This is a genomic window from Anaerovorax sp. IOR16, assembly GCF_017168145.1.
In the GTDB taxonomy this organism is placed as follows: domain Bacteria; phylum Bacillota; class Clostridia; order Peptostreptococcales; family Anaerovoracaceae; genus IOR16.
In genome coordinates, this window is record NZ_JADQTL010000003.1 from 17,837 (window position 1) to 38,119 (window position 20,283).

At 35.2% G+C, this 20,283-nt stretch carries 17 protein-coding genes; 16 read left to right on the forward strand and 1 reads right to left on the reverse strand.

Going from position 1 to position 20,283, the window contains the following annotated elements; all coding sequences use genetic code 11:
• Positions 1-4 precede the first annotated feature (4 nt).
• Both I2490_RS01305 and I2490_RS01310 read left to right on the forward strand, forming a co-directional pair.
• Complete coding sequence (locus I2490_RS01305; RefSeq protein ID WP_206457984.1) at positions 5-1,738, forward strand: ABC transporter ATP-binding protein; 1,734 nt, start codon at positions 5-7, stop codon at positions 1,736-1,738.
• Between the two features lie 112 nt (positions 1,739-1,850).
• A complete protein-coding gene (locus tag I2490_RS01310) occupies positions 1,851-2,372 on the forward strand; it encodes a chemotaxis protein CheW (protein WP_245157043.1) in 522 nt (173 codons plus the stop codon).
• A gap of 87 nt (positions 2,373-2,459) precedes the next feature.
• Here I2490_RS01310 and I2490_RS01315 read toward each other — a convergent pair whose 3' ends face one another.
• Complete coding sequence (locus I2490_RS01315) at positions 2,460-3,929, reverse strand: EAL and HDOD domain-containing protein (RefSeq protein ID WP_206457985.1); 1,470 nt, start codon at positions 3,927-3,929, stop codon at positions 2,460-2,462.
• Between the two features lie 428 nt (positions 3,930-4,357).
• On the opposite strand from I2490_RS01315, the gene I2490_RS01320 reads away from it, so the two are divergent.
• The 14 genes from I2490_RS01320 (at position 4,358) to I2490_RS01385 (ending at position 20,204) form a co-directional block, all read left to right on the forward strand.
• The gene (locus I2490_RS01320) at positions 4,358-5,710 is read left to right on the forward strand and encodes an aspartate aminotransferase family protein (RefSeq protein WP_206457986.1); all 1,353 of its coding nucleotides are present in this window, start codon (positions 4,358-4,360) and stop codon (positions 5,708-5,710) included.
• 9 nt (positions 5,711-5,719) lie between these two features.
• Positions 5,720-7,048, forward strand: coding sequence for an acetyl-CoA hydrolase/transferase family protein (locus tag I2490_RS01325; protein WP_206457987.1), 1,329 nt, complete (start codon positions 5,720-5,722; stop codon positions 7,046-7,048).
• 21 nt (positions 7,049-7,069) lie between these two features.
• Positions 7,070-8,188 (forward strand): 4-hydroxybutyrate dehydrogenase, encoded by a 1,119-nt coding sequence (locus I2490_RS01330; RefSeq protein ID WP_206457988.1) that lies wholly within the window; start codon positions 7,070-7,072, stop codon positions 8,186-8,188.
• Between the two features lie 38 nt (positions 8,189-8,226).
• The gene (locus I2490_RS01335; protein WP_206457989.1) at positions 8,227-9,702 is read left to right on the forward strand and encodes a 4-hydroxyphenylacetate 3-hydroxylase family protein; all 1,476 of its coding nucleotides are present in this window, start codon (positions 8,227-8,229) and stop codon (positions 9,700-9,702) included.
• 486 nt (positions 9,703-10,188) lie between these two features.
• Entirely contained in the window at positions 10,189-11,544 is a 1,356-nt protein-coding gene (locus I2490_RS01340) for a uroporphyrinogen decarboxylase family protein (RefSeq protein WP_206457990.1), read from the forward strand.
• Positions 11,545-11,713: 169 nt separating this feature from the next.
• On the forward strand, positions 11,714-12,757 hold the full coding sequence (gene pylB / locus I2490_RS01345) for a methylornithine synthase PylB (protein WP_206457991.1): 1,044 nt from the start codon (positions 11,714-11,716) through the stop codon (positions 12,755-12,757).
• Positions 12,754-13,680 (forward strand): CobW family GTP-binding protein, encoded by a 927-nt coding sequence (locus I2490_RS01350; protein ID WP_206457992.1) that lies wholly within the window; start codon positions 12,754-12,756, stop codon positions 13,678-13,680. Before pylB ends, I2490_RS01350 begins: the two co-directional genes overlap by 4 nt.
• A 44-nt stretch (positions 13,681-13,724) precedes the next feature.
• Complete coding sequence (locus I2490_RS01355; protein ID WP_206457993.1) at positions 13,725-15,131, forward strand: ASKHA domain-containing protein; 1,407 nt, start codon at positions 13,725-13,727, stop codon at positions 15,129-15,131.
• Between the two features lie 109 nt (positions 15,132-15,240).
• The gene (locus tag I2490_RS01360; protein WP_206457994.1) at positions 15,241-15,585 is read left to right on the forward strand and encodes a hypothetical protein; all 345 of its coding nucleotides are present in this window, start codon (positions 15,241-15,243) and stop codon (positions 15,583-15,585) included.
• Between the two features lie 87 nt (positions 15,586-15,672).
• Positions 15,673-16,761, forward strand: a complete 1,089-nt coding sequence (locus tag I2490_RS01365) for a sigma-54 interaction domain-containing protein (protein WP_206457995.1) — start codon at positions 15,673-15,675, stop codon at positions 16,759-16,761.
• Positions 16,697-17,116: a hypothetical protein gene (locus I2490_RS01370; protein ID WP_442859720.1), complete on the forward strand. Its 420-nt coding sequence runs from the start codon at positions 16,697-16,699 to the stop codon at positions 17,114-17,116. Before I2490_RS01365 ends, I2490_RS01370 begins: the two co-directional genes overlap by 65 nt.
• A 56-nt stretch (positions 17,117-17,172) precedes the next feature.
• Positions 17,173-17,331 (forward strand): hypothetical protein, encoded by a 159-nt coding sequence (locus tag I2490_RS01375; RefSeq protein WP_206457997.1) that lies wholly within the window; start codon positions 17,173-17,175, stop codon positions 17,329-17,331.
• A 484-nt stretch (positions 17,332-17,815) separates the two neighbouring features.
• A complete protein-coding gene (locus tag I2490_RS01380) occupies positions 17,816-18,469 on the forward strand; it encodes a cobalamin B12-binding domain-containing protein (protein WP_206457998.1) in 654 nt (217 codons plus the stop codon).
• A gap of 136 nt (positions 18,470-18,605) precedes the next feature.
• Positions 18,606-20,204: a BCCT family transporter gene (locus I2490_RS01385; RefSeq protein ID WP_206457999.1), complete on the forward strand. Its 1,599-nt coding sequence runs from the start codon at positions 18,606-18,608 to the stop codon at positions 20,202-20,204.
• Positions 20,205-20,283 lie beyond the last annotated feature (79 nt).

Genomic DNA, 20,283 nt, shown 5'->3' on the forward strand with positions numbered 1-20,283 from the left:
TATTATGAAAGAGAATAAGCATTTGCTTTTTCGCTTTGCACCTTATTTTAAAAAGTACAAAGCTGTTTTGTTTTTAGATTTATTTTGCGCATCACTTACGACAGTTTGTGAACTTGTGCTGCCGTTGATTGTAAGATACATTACGGATAAAGGCATGAATGACATGGATGCTTTGACTGTGCAGGTTATTTTATCACTGGGTGCGGTGTATTTCATTTTAAGGTTTATAGATATGATAGCAAATTATTATATGGCGAATATCGGTCATATGATGGGTGCAAAAATTGAGACAGATATGCGAAGAGATTTGTTTTCACATTTACAGGAACTATCCTATTCTTATTATGATAATACGAAAATCGGACAGCTTATGGCAAGAATCACCAGCGATTTATTCGACATTACAGAGTTTGCGCATCATTGTCCGGAGGAATATTTTATTGCAGCATTGAAGGTTAGCGTTGCTTTCAGTATTCTTTGCACCATGAATGTAGCCCTCACTATTATCATTTTTGCTGTAATTCCAATTATGCTTTATTGCTCCATGTACTTTAATAAGCGAATGCGTAGAGCGTTTAAAAAATCCAGAAACCAGATTGGAGAGCTGAATGCACAAGTGGAAGACAGCCTACTTGGTGTTCGCGTGGTGAAATCTTTTACAAACGAGGGAATGGAAGAAAGAAAATTTGAAGAGGGAAATGGTGGGTTTTTAAAAATTAAAAAAGAAGTATACCGATATATGGCTGGATTTCAAAGTACGACCAGATTTTTTGATGGTATTATGTACATCATGGTTGTGGTAGTTGGTGCTCTGTTTATGATAAACGGAAAAATTACCGCACCGGATTTGATTTCATATTTGTTATATGTAACAATGCTGCTTGCTTCTATTCGGCGTATTGTTGAATTTACCGAGCAATTTCAGAGAGGTATGACTGGGATTGAACGTTTCGTTGAAATAATGGATGTTCCTGTAGAAATCAAAGATTCCGTGGATGCATTACCTCTGGAAGACATAAAGGGAGAAATTAAGTTTGACCGCGTAAGCTTTCGCTATGCAGAAGGAGAGAAAAGTGTACTTTCCAATATCAATCTTCATGTAAAGCCAGGTGAAAATGTGGCACTTGTCGGACCGTCAGGTGGAGGGAAGAGTACATTATGCAACCTCATTCCAAGATTTTATGAAGTGACTTCAGGTCGTATTTTAGTAGATGGGATGGATATTAAGAAGGTTACCTTACAATCTCTACGTTCTCAAATTGGGATTGTGCAGCAGGATGTTTATCTTTTTTCGGGAACCATTTACAATAACATTGAATATGGTAAACCTGGGGCGACCTATGAAGAAATTATGCAAGCTGCTAAGATGGCGGGTGCACATGAGTTTATCGAACATTTAGAGAATGGTTATGATACGTATGTTGGTGAGCGGGGCGTGAAGCTATCCGGAGGGCAAAAACAAAGAATCAGTATCGCCAGAGTTTTCTTGAAAAATCCTCCAATCCTTATTTTAGACGAAGCTACATCGGCATTAGACAATGAGAGTGAACGAATTGTGCAGAATTCGCTAGAAAAGTTAGCAAAGGGCCGGACGACTTTCACCATTGCTCATCGTTTATCGACAATACGTAATGCCTCTGTTATTTTAGTGCTTTCGGATCAGGGGATTGTAGAAAGTGGAACACATGAAGAGTTATTGAGAAAAAAAGGCCTTTATTATGATCTTAATAAAGCATAATGAAAAGTTGGCTGAAAATTTAGAATGTAATATATGACAAACAATAACGATTAGTATATAATTATTGTATATACTTTTTTGATTAAGAATAAACATGGAGGGCGATTGTATTATGGAAGAAAATAAGATGGATCAATTGACGATAGAAAACATGACTGACATTTCAGAAATGAATGGAAAATATTTGACGTTTTGGACAGACGGTCAACTTTTTGGAATCCCAATCGCAGATGTCGTGCAGATTGTTGGAATGCAGGAGATTACATCAATACCTGAATTTCCACATTATGCGAAAGGAATTATTAATTTACGAGGATCTATCATTCCAGTGATTGATGTACGCCTTCGTTTTAATAAGCCGGAAATGAAGTATAATGAGCGTACGTGCATTGTTGTAACGAATATTAAGGAGAGTTTAATTGGTTTTATCGTAGATGAAGTGGATGAAGTCGTAAAAATTGATGAGGAGCAAATTTCGAAACCGCCACAGCTTTCTAGTGAAAGAAGTGATGCTCATACGAATTTATCCGGAATTGGAAAATTACAGAATAAAATTGTTTTATTAATAAATAGCGAAACCATGTTGAGTGATGATACCATTGATTTTTTAACCTCAGCGTATGAAACAAACTAGTTTTTATTTTCATTAAAAAAGCCTCAAAACCTTGCTTGAAAAGTATTTGGTTTGAGGCTTTTTATAATTTTTTAAAAGATGATTGAATTAAAAATCTTCCCAGAAGGAATCAGGCATGAAACCACCATCACTTGATTGAGCTGTTTCTTGTGCAGGTTCTTTTTCTTCATTTGACAAGGACGGTTCTTCTTGCGGCAGTGCGTCCTTGTTTTCTTCCTGTTGCATTGGAATTGTCTCTGCTTCTTGGTCAACAATTCCATCTTCACTGAGATGTGCATTTTTTGACAGGATACTTTCAGACGGCTGCGCCGGAATATTTTCTTCTCCATGGTAAGAAAGCATTAGGTTGTTCCAAATATTATTTACTGTTTCTACGCATTCAAAGTAGACTTGAGACATAATGTTTTTCGGAATTTCCAAAGTATCAGCTAACTCGCTAATCTTTTTCCAGTCTGCTTTTTCATAACTAAGTACCAGTTCATATAGTTGACCACAACGGCCCTCACCTTTTAGTAAGGCATTTTTTACTTCATCTGCAATGTAAAGTTCATCAAGCACTTCTTCCAAAGGAGCATCCATCAATAGACCTAACGTAGAAAACATACCCATTAGGTAAGCTTCCGATTTTGATATCGGCATGTCGCTGGCATGAGGAAGTAACTCGGAGCAGAAGTTTGCACGTAATAGTGATACTTTAACCAAATCTTCCGGTAAATTATCATCATCTTGTTTGAAACTTAAAAGATATACCCATTGTTTTAGTTGACCGAGACCTAAAATAACCAAAGACTGCATAATAGAGGTTACTTTATGACGCAGTGCAAAATAGGCTGAATTTACCATTTTTAATAAAGAGAAGGTCAAGCTTACGTCTCTTGCAATGAGTTCTTCTACCAAATGCAAATCTGGTTCATCTTTCGTTAATTCGACAACAAGTTGAAAGAAGTTACCTTGAAGATATTCGATGCGATTAACCTTCTTTGAAACGTCTTCTGCGATATAAGAGCCTTGCATATAATCCACTTCTAGTTCAACTGCAAGATCATAAGCTTTTTTTGTATTTACACCATAAGCAATGCATTTCTTTTGAAATCCTTTTGCAGTTCGTACAATGTTTCGGAAGGAAGTTAAATTCGATTCTATATTTCGAAAATCCAGTCGAATGTAATCAATGATATCCATGATTGAAAAATAACGAGGTGCAAATTGAAAATCATTTACTGCAATTTTATAATTTTGTTTTTTATAGCGATGGATGATGTTCTGTGCTAAAGGATGGATAATAACATTATCATCAATTTGAATGACCAATTGATTTTGCTTAAAAATTTTTGGGACGTTTCGAAACAAAAGATTTGGTGTAAAGGTTATAAATGCAATTTTATTTTCAAAAATTTTATTTCCATTTTGTAATAAAAAATCAGCAATCAAATCGGCTGCATTACGATCTTGTGTTTGATTGGATAAACCTCCGGTATCATCTTGAAATACCACTTCGTAGCCAAAGATTTGTTGATTTAAATCCTTGATTGGTTGTCGTACTACATATTTTTGCATTCTATCCCTCTCTTCTTTTTATTTAATCTCTATATCATTAAAATTACAATTTATTTTTGCTTATTACGCTTATTATAACAGAAACAAGTAAAGCGTTGCAAAAGATTCTCTTATATAGTATATCGGCCTTTTTTAATAAATTATTAGAAAATAAATAAGATTATTAGTTTTTTAATAATTTTCAGTGCTTTTTTTAAAAAAAATTAACAATAATTTATCATTTTGGATTTTACAAACAGGAATGATAATTATTTTTTTATTGAAATCACATGGGTTTTGAGGCTTATTTTATATTTGTTTCAATGACTCTAAATAATATGGCATATTATTTGCGTTATAAAAAGGCATAGTATAAATCATTTTAAATACTAGTGATTTTTTAATAACCCACTAGTTAAGTGTAGCACTTTTTTTAGGAGGTACAAACCATGTTGAAAAATGCTTTACCTAAAGTTGTAACCACATTGCCTGGTCCAAAAGCATCCGAGATCATTGCAAGAAGAGCCAAGGCTGTTCCGAATGCAATCAAATGCGGATACCCTTGTGTTATTGCAAGAGGAGAGGGTGCAATGTTTGAGGATGTTGATGGAAATACGTTCCTTGATTGGATTGGCGGTGTTGGTGTTCTAAATATAGGATACAGCAATCCTAAGTTGATTGATGCAGTCAAAGCGCAGTCTGAGAAATTTTTCCATGCAATGATGAATATTACAACGCATGAAGGTTATATCACACTTGCAGAAAAATTAAATAAAATTGTTCCTGTAAAAGGTGATACGAAAAAAACAATGTTCGTAAACAGTGGAGCAGAGGCTGATGAAAATGCTGTAAAAATAGCAAAAGGCTATACCGGAAGACCAAACATCATTGTATTCACAGGTGCATTCCACGGAAGAACAACTATGACAATGGCAATGACAGCTAAAAAAGCTTATGCAGTTGGAATGGGGCCATTCCCGGATGGCGTTTACAGAACAGAATTCCCATATCTTTATAGAGCTCCTGGTAATATGAGTGAAAAAGAGGCCGTTGATTACTATGTTAAAAAGGTAGAAGACGCATTTATTGAAGCTTCTCCGGCAGAATCTGTTGCAGCAATTGTATTAGAACCAATTCAGGGTGAAGGCGGATTCGTACCAGCTCCGATTGAATGGGTAAAAGCAGTTCGTAAGATTTGTGATGAAAAAGGAATTCTTCTAGTAGCGGATGAAGTTCAAACTGGTTTTGGCAGATCCGGTAGAATGTTTGCTTCGGAATACTGGAAGGAAGCTGGATGTGCACCGGACATTATGACTTGTGCAAAATCCATCGCAGGCGGTGCACCTCTAAGTGCTGTAACGGCTAGAACAGAAATCATGGACGCAGCACCGGCTGGTACAATTGGCGGAACTTATTGTGGAAATGCAATGGCTTGTGCGGCTGCACTTCAAGTAATTGAAATTATGGAAAAGGAAGATTTTCCTGGTAAAGCATTAAGGATTTCCGAAAAGGTTATGAAGGTTTGGAAGACTTGGCAGGAAAAATACAACGTCGTTGGTGATGTAAGAGGCGTTGGCTGTATGATGGGCATTGAGTTTGTAAAGGATAAGGCATCAAAAGAACCAAACCCACAAATTGTAAGTGCAATTGTAGCGGAGGCAGTACAGCATGGTCTTTTATTAGAAAGTGCAGGAACCTATAATAATGTAATTCGTTTCTTAGCACCACTTGTTATCACTGACGAACAGTTGGATGCAGGATTGGAAATTTATGAAAATGCAATCAAGGCTTGCATGAAATAGGAGGAACATATGAGTTGGCAGGAACAGTATAAAAGCCGATTGTGTACGGCAGAAGAAGCGGTTCGCCATATCGAGGATGGCAGTGCAGTGGTCTTGGCACATTGTGTGGGAGAACCTCATGTTTTGGTTGAAGCTATGGTTGCAAATGCTGAACAGTATAAAGATGTTGAAGTAAAGCACATGGTCAGCCTAGGAAGTGGGGGATATGCTGCACCAGGGATGGAAAAGCATTTTCGAGCAAATCCTTTGTTTGTAAGCGCGAATACCAGAAACGCTATTGTTGAAGGGCGAGCAGATTTTACACCTGCGTTTTTTCATGAAATACCTCTATTATTACGTGAGGGAAAAATCAAATGTGATGTTGTAATGGCACAAGTTACTCCGCCGGATGAAGATGGATATTGCAGTTTGGGGACCTCTGTAGATTATACATATCAAGCAATAAAGTCTGCAAAAATTGTTATAGTTCAGGTGAATGACCAATTTCCGAGAACGTATGGAGAGAAAGTTCATGTTTCTGAATTTGATTATATCGTGGAAGCATCTACACCGGTTTACGAATCTAAGCCAACTCAAATCGGAGCATTGGAGGAGGCCATCGGAGCAAACTGTGTCTCACTCATTGAGGACGGTTCTACGTTACAGCTTGGAATTGGCGGAATCCCTGATGCTGTGATTCAACTGCTCGGAGACAGAAAGAATTTAGGCATACATTCTGAAATGATCTCTGACGGCACCTTAGCTCTCTATGAAAAAGGAATCATTAATGGCAAATACAAGAACTTTGATCAAGGGAAAATGGTAGTTACCTTTCTAATGGGGAGTCGTAAGCTTTACGATTTTGCACATAACAACCCGGAAATAGAGGTCAGACCGGTTGATTATGTCAACCATCCTGCTGTAATTATGAAGCAAAACAAAATGGTTTGTGTAAACTCTGCAATCCAGGTAGATCTAATGGGGCAGGTTGCATCGGAAAGTATTGGTTTGAAACAATTTTCCGGAGTGGGTGGTCAGGTAGACTTTATTCGTGGCGCATCTATGGCAGAGGATGGGAAATCCATCATTGCGATGGCTTCTTATACCCAGAAAAAGGACGGAACGATTATTTCCAAGATTGTTCCATTCCTAGATCATGGAGCTGCGGTTACCACTTCAAGAAATGATATTGATTATGTTGTTACAGAATGCGGCATTGCAGCGTTGAAAGGAAAATCCTTAAGAGAACGCGCAAAAAGCTTAATTAGCATATCTCATGAAAGCGCAAGAGATGAATTGCAGGCTGAATTTGAAAAGAGATTTCATGAAAAATTTTATGCCATTGCAAAGACTTTTTAAAAAAGGAAGAGAGGGAACTATATGCTGGCTTTAAGAGTTGTACCAAAGGTGTTCTATTTCGACACTTTTAAAGAGTTCAATGATGAATTCAAAATCGGAAAGAACGATTTGGTGGTAACCAATGAGTTCATTTACGAGCCGTTTATGAAACCACTGGGCATCGAAACCAATTTGATCTTTCAGGAAAAATTCGGAACAGGTGAACCATCGGATGAAATGATTGATGCTATGACAAAGGAAATGAAAAAATTTAACTTTGATCGAATCATTGCATTTGGTGGAGGAACCATTGTAGACATTTGTAAGATTTTAGCATTGGATGTTCCAGAGCATTCCATTGATTTATTTGAAGGAACTGTATTACCAGTAAAGAAAAAGGAACTCATTTTAGTTCCTACAACTTGTGGAACGGGAAGCGAAGTAACAAATGTTGCAATTGCTGAGCTTAAGTCAAAGCATACGAAAAAAGGAATTGCAGTCGAGAAAACATATGGAGATTGTGCTGTATTGATTCCAGAGACCGTGAAGGGACTTCCATATAAGTTTTTCGTTACTAGTTCCATCGATGCTTTGATTCACGCAATTGAATCTTATCTGTCTCCAAAAGCATCTCCATTTACAGAAATGTATTCCTTAAAAGCAATTGAGATGATTATGGAAGGATATAAAAAGATTATAGCAAATGGACCTGAAGCTAGATTAGATGATTTAAAAACATTTGTTTTAGCAGCGAATTATGCTGGAATTGCATTTGGGAATGCAGGATGCGCTGCAGTGCATGCTCTTTCCTACAGTATTGGAGGAACATTCCATGTACCACATGGAGAAGCAAATTATCAATTCTTTACTGAAGTTTTCAAAATGTATGACAGAAAGAATCCAAATGGAAAAATAGTGCAGGCAAAAGAAATCTTTGCAAATGTTTTAGGATGCGATGCGAAAGATGATGTATTCGGTGCACTAGAAGAATTCTTGAATAAGTTAATTGCAAAGAAACCTTTGAGGGAGTACGGAATGGTCGAAGCACAAATTGATGAATTTACAGAAAGCACCATTGCGAATCAGCAAAGACTTTTAGCAAACAATTATGTACCGCTTAGTAAAGAAGAAATTAGAGAGATTTTTAATAATTTATATTAATAAGCTGATTATTTTTAAGAGAATTAAGGAGGAACGTTATGGCACTTATGACAGGAGCTCAGTATATTGAGAGTTTAAGAAAATTAAACACAAGAGTTTATATGTTTGGTGAAAAAGTTGATAATTGGGTGGATCATCCGATGATTCGTCCTTCGATCAATTGTGTAGCAATGACTTATGAGCTGGCACATGATCCGCAGTATGAAGATTTAATGACAGCTACTTCAAACATTACAGGAAAGAAGATTAATCGATTTGGTCATCTTCATCAGAGTACAGATGACTTAAGAAAAAAAGTTAAGATGCTGCGTCTTTTAGGGCAGAAAACTGCGTCTTGTTTCCAGCGATGCGTAGGAATGGATGCATTTAATTCAGTATTTTCCACAACGTTTGAAACCGATGAAAAATATGGAACACATTACCATGACAATTTTGTAAAGTATCTAACCTATATTCAAGAAAATGATTTAGTTGTAGATGGTGCTATGACTGACCCGAAGGGTGATAGAGGACTCTCTCCGAGTCAGCAGTCTGATCCTGATGTATTTGTACATATTGTAGAAAAAAGAGAAGATGGAATTGTGGTAAAAGGAGCAAAGGCACATCAGACCGGATCCATTAACTCTCATGAACATTTAATCATGCCGACTATGGCTATGAAAGAAGCAGATAAGGCATATGCAGTATCGTTTGCAATTCCATCGGATGCAGAAGGACTTTATATGATTTATGGCAGACAATCTTGTGATACAAGAAAGCTGGAAGAGAATGCAGATGTTGATCTTGGAAACCAGAAGTTTGGCGGTCAGGAAGCATTGGTAGTGTTTGATAATGTGTTTATTCCGAACGATCGAATCTTCCTTTGTGAAGAGTACGAGTTTGCAGGAATGATGGTAGAGCGATTTGCAGGATACCATAGACAAAGCTATGGCGGCTGTAAGGTTGGTGTTGGTGATGTTGTAATTGGAGCAGCAGCCCTTGCTTCTGAATATAACGGTGCCAATAAAGCTTCTCATATTAAGGATAAGCTGATTGAAATGACGCATTTAAATGAGACTTTATATGCTTGCGGAATGGCTTGCTCTTGTGAAGGATGTCCAACAAAAGCAGGAAATTACCAAATTGACTTACTGCTTGCGAACGTATGTAAACAGAATGTAACACGTTTCCCATATGAAATTGTAAGATTAGCTGAGGATATTGCAGGTGGATTAATGGTAACAATGCCATCAGAAAAGGATTTTAAATCGGATGTGGTTGTTGGCAAAGAAGGAGAAACGATTGGAGAAATCTGCAATAAATACTTTGCAGGAAGAGCAGATGTTCCAACAGAAGATAGAATGAGAGTACTTCGTTTCTTAGAAAACATTTGTCTTGGTTCTTCTGCAGTTGGTTATCGTACGGAATCTATGCATGGAGCAGGATCCCCACAGGCTCAGAGAATTATGATTGCAAGACAGGGTAACATCGAAGGAAAGAAAGGTCTAGTAAAAGACATTGCAGGCATTAAATAAAATTAAATAATATGGGGCGGCAATAAAGCCGCCCACTATGAACTTATTAAGATCCGTTCTAGACTAGGATACGATCAATTTTTAATTAGTTGGAACGGTTTCTTATATGGTAGAATCCATCAAAAACATGATACCTTTACGAATATAGTTTTGGCTTATGCGTTCTTTCGAATTTCTCCTGCCTATCTTAGAAAGAAACAACCGGAGTATGCTCGACTTTTCAATGTTAAACACGGAATGTTTCATAGTGGAAGTATTTATAGCAATTTTTTTCTTCGCGTAGCTTTATACTCTATTTATTAAACTCGTTGCTTAGCATTGAATCGGATTTGGTTATTCATGATTCACGATTGGATGATACCTAGATTTTATTACTTTTACGTAAAAGTGAAAAAGGAGAGTCAGTTTATCAGATTGGGACTCTCCTTTTTTATAAAAGACCAGTGTGAAATCATTTGAACGAAAAAATTTACAGGAGGGAATTATATGAGTAAAGAGTTAATTTTCAAAGCATTACGTCATGAAGAAATGAGTGAAGTTCCTTGGGTACCGTTTGCTGGTGTTCATGCAGGACAATTAAAAGGTTTTACGGCAGAAGAAATGTTAAAGGATGCTGATAAAATTGTTGAATCCCTTAAGGAAGTAAATAAATTGTATATGCCGGATGGACTTCCTATTGTATTTGATCTTCAGATTGAAGCAGAGATATTAGGATGCGATTTGTTATGGGCGAAAGATAATCCTCCATCCGTTAAGAGCCATCCTCTTGCAGGTGAAAAAACACTACCATGTTCCTGTAAGATGCCTACAGCTGAATCAGGCAGAATTCCTATGATTTTAGATGCTATGAGAAAGACAAAAGCTGCAATTGGTGATGAAGTTGCTCTTTATGGGCTGATTTGCGGACCTTTTACATTAGCTTCTCATTTAAGGGGAAGTGATATCTTTATGGATATGATAAAAGATACAAAATATGTCAAGGAATTAATGTCATTTTGTGGCATGGTTGCTTGCAAAATGTCTGAACTATACATTGATGCAGGTATGGACGTAATTGCTGTAGTGGATCCTCTTGTCAGCCAGGTTTCACCAAAACATATAGAAAAGCTGTTAGCCGAATCATTTACTGGTGTATTTGATTATATAAGAAGTAGAAACGTATTCTCAAGCTTCTTTGTCTGCGGAAATGCAACAAAGCAAATTGAGTCGATGTGTAAGATGGGACCAGACGGCGTTTCCGTTGATGAGAACGTCGATCTTGCAGCCGCCAAGGTGACAACAGATCAGTATAATATTACTATGGGTGGAAATATTCCGCTTACAACTACGATGTTACATGGTACACAAGAGGATAACATTAAGAGCGTCATTGAAATTCTTGACAGCGTGGATCATAAAAATCTCATTATAAGCCCAGGTTGTGATATGCCGTATGCAACACCTATGGAAAATACAATTGCTTGTGCGCAAGCGGTAAAAAATCCAGAAAGCTCAAGGGAATTAATTAAAAATTATGAAGCAGTTGTTGATGATATTGATATAGAAATTCCTGACTATGCGAATTCAGAAAAAGTAATTATAGAATTGTTTTTGATTGACCCGGATCAGTGTGCAGCTTGTACCTATATGCAGAACAGTGTTCTCGATGCTTATGATGAAATTAAAGATATTGCTGAATATCGTATTTATAAATACTTTATTAAAGAAGACATTGCAAGAACAAGAAAGATGGGAATTAAGAACTTACCTTCTATGTGTATTAATGGAGATCTTAAATGGATTTCAATCATACCTAGTAGGGAAGAACTTGTTAATACGGTCAGAGAATATTCAAAAAAGTAAGCAGTAAAAACAATACGAATTAATTATGGAGGGAAAAATATAAATTCCTTCCCTCTATAATTAATTAATTTGATTGAATGATAAAGATGAGAAACATTCAAATGCAAATGAAGAATGCTAAAATATTATAGAATATGTTTTTAGTAAATAGGCAAGGAGTGTGACGTAAATGAATAATAAAAGCATCATAGAAATAATTGCTAAGGCTAAGGATGGACAGTTACTGGATAAGGGCGAAATTATTAAGCTGTTAAATATTAAAAAGGTTGAAGAACTAGCTTTACTGTTTAAATCTGCACAAGAAGTAAGAACCAATCATTTTGGGAAAAAGATTTTTGCCTATGGATTTGTATATTTTTCTACCTATTGTAGAAATGATTGTGCTTTTTGTTATTACAGAAAGTCAAATATGATAGAAAGATATCGAAAAAATCCAAATGAAGTTATAGCGATTGCTCAGTCTTTAGCAGATTCTGGGGTAAATTTGATCGATTTAACTATGGGTGAGGATATAGCATATCATAATGAAGATTTTAAGACAGTGCTATCCATTGCGTCACAAATTAAAGAGAAAACGGATTTGCCTATTATGATTTCTCCGGGTGTTATAAGTAATAAAATAATTGATAAATTATCTGATGTTGGAATTGAATGGTTTGCTCTTTATCAGGAAACTCATAATAGAGAATTGTTTGCGAAACTTAGATTGCATCAAAGCTATGATGAAAGAATGCAAGCTAAACTTTATGCAAAAGAAAAGGGAATGCTTATCGAGGAAGGACTCCTTGCAGGTGTAGGTGAAAGCGTAGAAGATATAGCAGATTCAATTTTAGAAATGGGACGCATAGGTGCAATGCAAGTCAGGGTTATGAGTTTTGTACCTCAAGAAGGAAGCCCAATGAAAGATATTGACACCCCAGATAGACTTAAAGAATTAAAGATAATCGCTGTTATGAGACTTTGTTATCCGAACGCACTTATACCAGCATCACTCGATATAGATGGCATAGCAGGACTTGAAGACAGAATAAATGCAGGAGCCAATTTAATCACCTCCATCATTCCTCCTAAGTCAGGGTTAATGGGTGTAGCTCAGAATCGAATGGATGTTGATGAAGGTGGCAGGACCATTAAAGAAGCTGCTCATATTTTAGAAAAATTAGGTTTGGAAATTGCTACGGCAAAAGAATATAAGGAGGCATATTTGGAATGATAAATCTGATCTTGCTGACTGGATTTTTAGGTGCCGGTAAAACAACATTAATGCAAGAAGTTTTAACTGCCTATAAAGATAAGAAAGTAGGAGTCATTGTAAATGAATTTGGTAGCATAAACATAGATTCAACTTTAATTAAGCGTGATGGAATCGACATGGCAGAGCTATCAAATGGTTCTATCTTTTGTGCATGTATTAAAGATAAATTTGTAAATAGTCTTATTGAGATGTCAACAAAGGATTTGGAATACATATTCATAGAAGCATCTGGTTTGGCGGATCCGTCAAATATATCTGATATTTTAAATGGTATAAAACATAAAACACATAATGAATACGATTATAAAGGTTCTATTTGTGTTATCGATGGAGAACGTTTTATAGAATTATTTGATTTACTTCCTGCAATTGAATCGCAGATTGAGTTTTGTAGCGGTGTAATAATAAACAAAGCTGATTTAATTGATGAAACCTCTCTAAATCATGTCATTCAAAAGATTTCTGATATAAATCCATGTGCGGAAAAATTCATTACGTCATACTGTAAAGTAGAGATAGATCAATTAATGGACTGTTTTAAACGATATTGCGGCAATGCCGAAAAGAATAGGGAAAGCAGTAATACGTATGAGACCAGACCTTTTACATTTACAATAAAAAGTGACAGTAAAATATCAATCGAGAGTCTAGTTCAATTTTTGAACGAAATTGTTACGGACACTTTTAGGATAAAAGGTTTTGCAGATACAGATAAAGGTACTATGGAAATTAGTACAGTTGGTAAAAATATAAATATCAGTCCCTGGCATGAAGCGGTAGAGGGCGTGGAAATGGTTGTGATCTCTGCGATTGGATTTAAGATGATGAGTGTCATTACTTGTGCAATCGAGAAGTATGGAAAAGGGATATTACATATTTAGTGAATGAAATATATGTAGATATAGGAAGTTTAAAGAGGAACAGGATGAATAAAAATTTTAGATGCACTGGTATATGTGCAAACTGTGGACGATGTAAAGGCGCAAATATGATGCAAAAGGCGAATGAAAGAAAGACAAAGCTTTTAACTTTCCCAGAAGATTTTGTTCCTAATAAAGGAAATAATGGGTTTGGAATTGCCTTTGACATCGGAACGACTACAGTAGTAGGCGTACTATGGGATTTAGTAAAAGGAGAGCAGGTTGGAACTATGGCAAAAACAAATCCACAAAATGCATATGGTTCTGATGTGATTTCCAGGATTACATATTGTGGTGGGAAAGAGGATAAGATTGAGGAGTTACGCAATAAAGTAATTGATTGTTTAAATCAAATATTGGATACATTGTGTAAGAATCATTCCATAGATAGCTCGCAGATAGTAAAAGCAGCTGTTTGTGGAAATACGACAATGTCTCATATTTTTGCTGGATATGATCCTATGTCACTTGCTTTAGCACCTTTCATTCCGGCATATAAAGGTGAAGTCATTATGTCAGGTGAAGAAGCAAGGCTAAAAATTGATCCCTCTGCTAAGGTGTTTTTAATTCCTAATATTGCAGGGCATGTTGGAGGAGATATTAATGCGGGGATTATAGCTTCTAGGCTTTTAAACAAAAAAGAATTAACTTTGTTTATAGATATTGGAACAAATGGTGAAATTGTTTTGACTAAAGATAGTATGACTCTAACTTGTTCCACAGCTGCAGGCCCGGCATTTGAGGGGGCTTCTATTAAAGATGGAATGAGAGCTGCATCCGGTGCAATAGAAAGGATAGAAATTCGTGAGGATGATGTTTTCTTTAAGACAATTGATGGGTGTGAGCCTGTTGGAATTTGTGGGTTTGGTCTAATTGATGCAGTTGCTCAAATGTTAAAAGTGCAGTTGATTAATAAAAAAGGAAGACTTGCATCGGCAGAAGAATATTTAAAAAAGCATCCGGAAAGTAATTTGGGGTATCGATTAAGAAATGATGAGGAAGGCAATCGAGAATTTGTTTTAGTGTTTAAAGAAGGCAAGGAAGATGTAGTAATCACGCAGAAGGATGTGAGAGAAGTACAGCTTGCAAAGGGAGCGATTTCAGCAGGCATTCAAATTATGCTTGAAGAATTAGGTGAAAAGTTAGATAATATAAAAAAGGTTATGATAGCAGGCGCATTTGGAAATTTCATTGATAAGGAAAGTGCAATTGCGATAGGATTAATACCTTCTGTACAATTAAGTAAAATACACTTAGTCGGAAATACTGCCGGTTCGGGAACTTGTATGGTACTTGTTAGTGAAGAAGATGAGAATCTATCAGTAAACATATCAGATGACGTGAAGCATATAGAATTGGCATCTTGCAATAATTTTCAAGAACGATATTTAAAAGCTATGCAGTTTATCTAAACAGTCTACTATCACAGTAAAATCTTTAATTAAATAGGATTAATTATGGTCCTTACCATTTTATTACTTGTTATTGATTTTTATAAAACGGGAAGAGATGGTGAAGAATATGGAAAAAAATAAAATAAAAGTTATAAAAGAAATGCTACAAGGGTCAGAGGCTATGTGCTTAGGGAAAAAAGGAATTGATATAATTCTGAACGATAAATTTTCTAAGGATCTAGCTTATAATCTGTGTGGCAAATTTTTTTATCGGGATGTTTTAATAGACAATTTGGAAATAGCCAAGATTAATAGTGCTGATCCTTCTATGTTGAGTGACGAAATATTTTTACAACATAATAGGCAAAGAGTTTGGCGTGTGCCCCTTATTAATAAGGCAAATACTAAAAATAATATAAACATAAAACGAAGGATTATCAAAATGAAATTAAAGGAGCTGATAAAGAGATAGAAAGTAATTTGCGCTATAGTAATAAGTTAATAATTCTTTAATGTAACATGTAATGAAAGAATTCATTACAGGAAAGTAGGATGATTAATGAAGATTGAAAAAGATATAGAAAGAAAAGTAGATAATAATAGCAGGCGCAAATTTGATAATACATTTTATAAAATAATGGCTGAGGCATTAGGCGAAGAAATATTCGTAACTGATGGTGAAGGGCGTGTTTTATTTGTTAATCCAGCTTCTTCTCAAAGAATTGGACTTCCTGTGGATAAAATAATAGGAAAGCATGTAAAAACCTTAGAGGAAGAAGGGTATTTTTCAAAAAGCTGCACAATGGAAGTAATAAAAACTAGGAAGCAGGTAGATCTGCTTCAGAAATTGAAAGATGGGAGAACTTTAATTGCTACGGGTGTTCCTATTTTTGATAATCATCAAGAAGAAATCATTATGATAGTAACGACATCAAAAGATGTAAAGTCCATTAATGAATTAGTAAATAAGGTCGAGGTGCAGGAAGAGATCATTGAAAAAAACAAGGAGGAAATTCAACAGCTCAGGAATGATATTCTTGAATCAGTAGGATTTATTATAAAAGACTCTATAATGGAAAAAATCGTCGCAGATATAATAAAAATAGCACCATTAGATGTTGCAGTTTTAGTTTGTGGAGAAACTGGGGTTGGTAAAGAAGTAATCGTAAGAACTTTACATAGGTTTAGTGATCGAAAAGACAGACCATTGGTGAAAATAAACTGTGGAATAATTCCAGAGAATCTTATTGAATCTGAACTCTTTGGATATGAAAGAGGTGCTTTCACAGGTGCTGAAAGAACTGGTAAAATAGGCAAAGTAGAGTTGGCAGAAGGGGGAATATTATTCTTAGATGAAATAGGAGAATTGCCTTTGACAATGCAAGTTAAGCTTTTGGATTTATTGCAAGATGGCAACTATACCAGGGTAGGTGGGACTGAGGTTTTATATGTAAATACTAGAGTAGTGGCAGCAACTAATAGAAATTTAAAAAAAATGTGTGCAGAGGGAAAGTTTAGAAAAGATTTGTATTATAGATTAAATGTAATTCCGATAAATATACCACCTTTAAGAGAGCGACTTGGTGATATTGAAGTATTATCTAAACATTTTCTATCTAAATTTAATTCAAAAATATCGCTGTCATAAAAAATATGAAAAGGGATATTTGGAAGGACTTTATTTATATGATTGGCCTGGAAATGTAAGAGAAATGGAACATGTATTAGAGCGAGCCTTTATTCTTTCTGAAAGTGATACTATTATAAAAGAAGAAATACAGAGGGTAATATATAGCACTGGTGAATTACCAGCTCAAAAAGAAAATGTCGTGTGTATTAATTTGATGCCATTAAAGGCTGCAAAGTATGAGGTCGAAAAACAGTTACTTACAAGAGCATATCAGATTTATAAATCAACATATAAGATGGCAGAAGCTTTGCAAATTGATCAGTCTACGGTTGTAAAGCTTTTACATAAACATGGAGAAGGTAAACTAAAGTAGAGTAAATTTTGTTTTAAGTGATTATTAATACAATTGTAGGAGAAGGAGAAAATACAATGGAGAAAGAAAAACGAGATAGATTAAATGATTTGGCTGCTAAGTTGGAAAGTGGAAATATTTCTGGTTCAGAAAAGGAAGAACATAGATTATTGAATATGGAATACCTTGCAGAAATCATTGCACAGCAGCAAGACGAAGATGATGAGGATGAATAGCAGAAATATTAAATTTTAAAAATAATGAATTTTGTCATTATAATAATGAGAAAATTCATTATTATAAATTAAAATTAAAAGAAACGAAATTGATGATTAAACTTTTGATGTTTTTATAAAAAAATAATTAATTGTTACTTTATGTCGAATTTTAAGAAATATTATTAAAATTAAATAAAATAAACAAAACTGAGAGTAAGGTTATTCCTTACTCTCAGTTTTATTTATTGGTTTAAGAATTAGCCATGTAAAGTAACCAATTACGGAATTTACACGATATTATATATGATTTTTGGTAGAGAAAGTTCCAGAAGCTGTTGGTATGGTAACCTTAATAATAATAACTTTTTTGTATATTTAATGAAATTTGCAATATTCTAAATATTCTAAAAACAGTAGAGCGTGGCACAGGATTTGCAATGTATAGCAAGTAATACTACATGTTCGTTATTTTAAAAAGAAAGGTCACTTAAGGGAGGTTTTTATGTGTAAAGAAGAATTAATGAAGTTAGCTTTTGATTCGATTGTTGAAGCAGATGAAGATTCAGCCATGGAATCAATGGATAAAGCTGCTGAGGCTGGCATTAGTGCCGTGGAAATGTTGAAAGAAGGATTCAGTAAGGGTATGAATGAACTGGGAGATCAGTTTGGAAGAGGTGAAATATTCTTACCGGAATTAATCTTTGCTACCGAAGTTATGAAGGCTGTTACAGAAAGAGTTGAAACAGAACTGTTAGAAAGTGGAGAAACGGTTACTCAGAAGGGTAAGATTGTTATGGCCACAGTTGAGGGAGATGTACATGATATCGGTAAAGGAATTTGTGTATCGCTCCTTAAAACATGTGGTTTTGACGTGTACGATCTTGGCAGAGAAGTTCCTGCATCCGTGATTATTGATAAGGCCGAAGAAGTTGGGGCTGATATCATTGGAACAAGCGCGCTTCTTACAACGACAATGACTGTTCAGCAGGAAATTGAAAATGAGCTGAAATCCAGAGGGATCAGAGATAAGTATAAAACTATGATTGGTGGAGCGCCAGTTACACAAAGATGGGCGGAAAAAATCGGTGCTGATGCTTATACAGAAGATGCATCTGAATGTTGCGAGCGAGCACAAAGATTTTTAGAAAATAAATAATGTAATTTAATGCATTTAATATTAATCGTGGCTATTTATTTACGTAATTAACGTTGGACAAAATATTCAATATATTTAACAAGTTAATTTTAAAAATATATTATTATGCTTTCCTTCAAAGCAGAAAGGATATGAAATGAATGACGAAATAAATAGTACCAATATTAATAACGGTAGAAATCGCAGCTATGATTTAGGATTAATTATAGCAGGTGTAGGAATACAAGTAATTCTAGTAATTTTAATGGTTATTGAACCAGATGCAACATTAAACGGTATACAGAGTATTTTCGACAGAGTAATCGAAGTATTTGGACCATTAATGTTATGGTTTACACTTATAACATTTGGTATTGCTATTTACTTAGGATTTGGCAAATATGGAAATATAAAATTAGGAGAAGGCAATCCTGAATATTCTATGTTTAGTTATATTTCAATGATGACTTTAGCCTCTCTAGCATCGGCAGCAATATATTGGTCCTTTACAGAATGGGCAAGTTACTATAGTGGCCCTGGGTTAGATATGGAGGCTAGTTCATTTTTAGCATTAGATACTTCTTTATCTTATGCATTCTTCCACTGGGGTATAGGGATGCAGTCACTATATGTAATTATAGGAATTGCAATTGCTTTTGCAGTATACATAAAAAAAGTACCTTTATTCCAAGTTAGTACAGTATGCAATGCTATGCTGGGGGATAGAGTTGAGGAAAAGAAAAAGAAGACCTTTGGAAAAATTATAGACTTCATAGTAATTATAGGAATCGTAGGAGGATTGGGCTCTACACTTGGTTTAGCAGTTCCATTAGCAGGAGGAGGGTTAACTCAAGCGGCTGGGATTGAACTTACATTTTCTGTTAAAGTTGGAATTTTGCTAACGATAGCTATTGTGTTTACAATCACTTCATTTATAGGTACCAAAAAAGGTATGCAAACAGTTAGTAATACCTCAACTATAATTTGCCTAGCTTTGTTAGCGTATTTGTTTATTATGGGGCCGACCGTATTCATAATGGATAACATTACGAATAGTCTTGGTTGGATGGTTACAAATTTTATGCGTATGAGCTTATTTACAGATCCGATTGCTGGTGGTAAATTCCCTGATTGGTGGACAATTTACTTTATTGCATTTTACTTAAACTATACAGCCTTTATGGGTATATTTATTGCAAAAATCTCAAAAGGAAGGACTATCAGGCAGGTTACATGGGCTACGCTACTTGGGATAAGGTGTGGTGTATGGGTACTATTTGGAGTAAATGGTAGCTTTGCAATACATGCCAATATGGAAGGTTTTGTTGACGTAGTAGGGCTTGTAAATAAAGGTGCAGGTCAGGACGCTATATATCAACTATATGAAATGTTACCAGGAGGAACCAAAATCATACCTATTGTTGTAATGGTTATGATTGTAGGATTTGTAGCATCTTCACTAGATACTGCTTCTTTATCTTTGGCACAGACTACAACGCTAAAACTTGATGAAAATGGGGATCCAAGCAAATGGCTTAGAGTATTTTGGTGCTTTATACTTACCTTATTACCATTATCAATCATGTTCGTTGAAGCAAACTTTAACGTAATAAAAATGATATCTATACTTACTGCTATCCCATTTGTATTTATATTAATATTTATGTATGTGGGGACGTTTAGATGGCTAAAAGAGTATAAAGCTGAACAATGCACTATAGAAGATGATGTAAATATAAACGTAGATATTGTTTGATTTCTAGAAGCTAATGTAAATATAAACTTAGGTATTGTTTGATTTTTAGAAGCTAGAAAGGAGAATACAGTTTTACTGT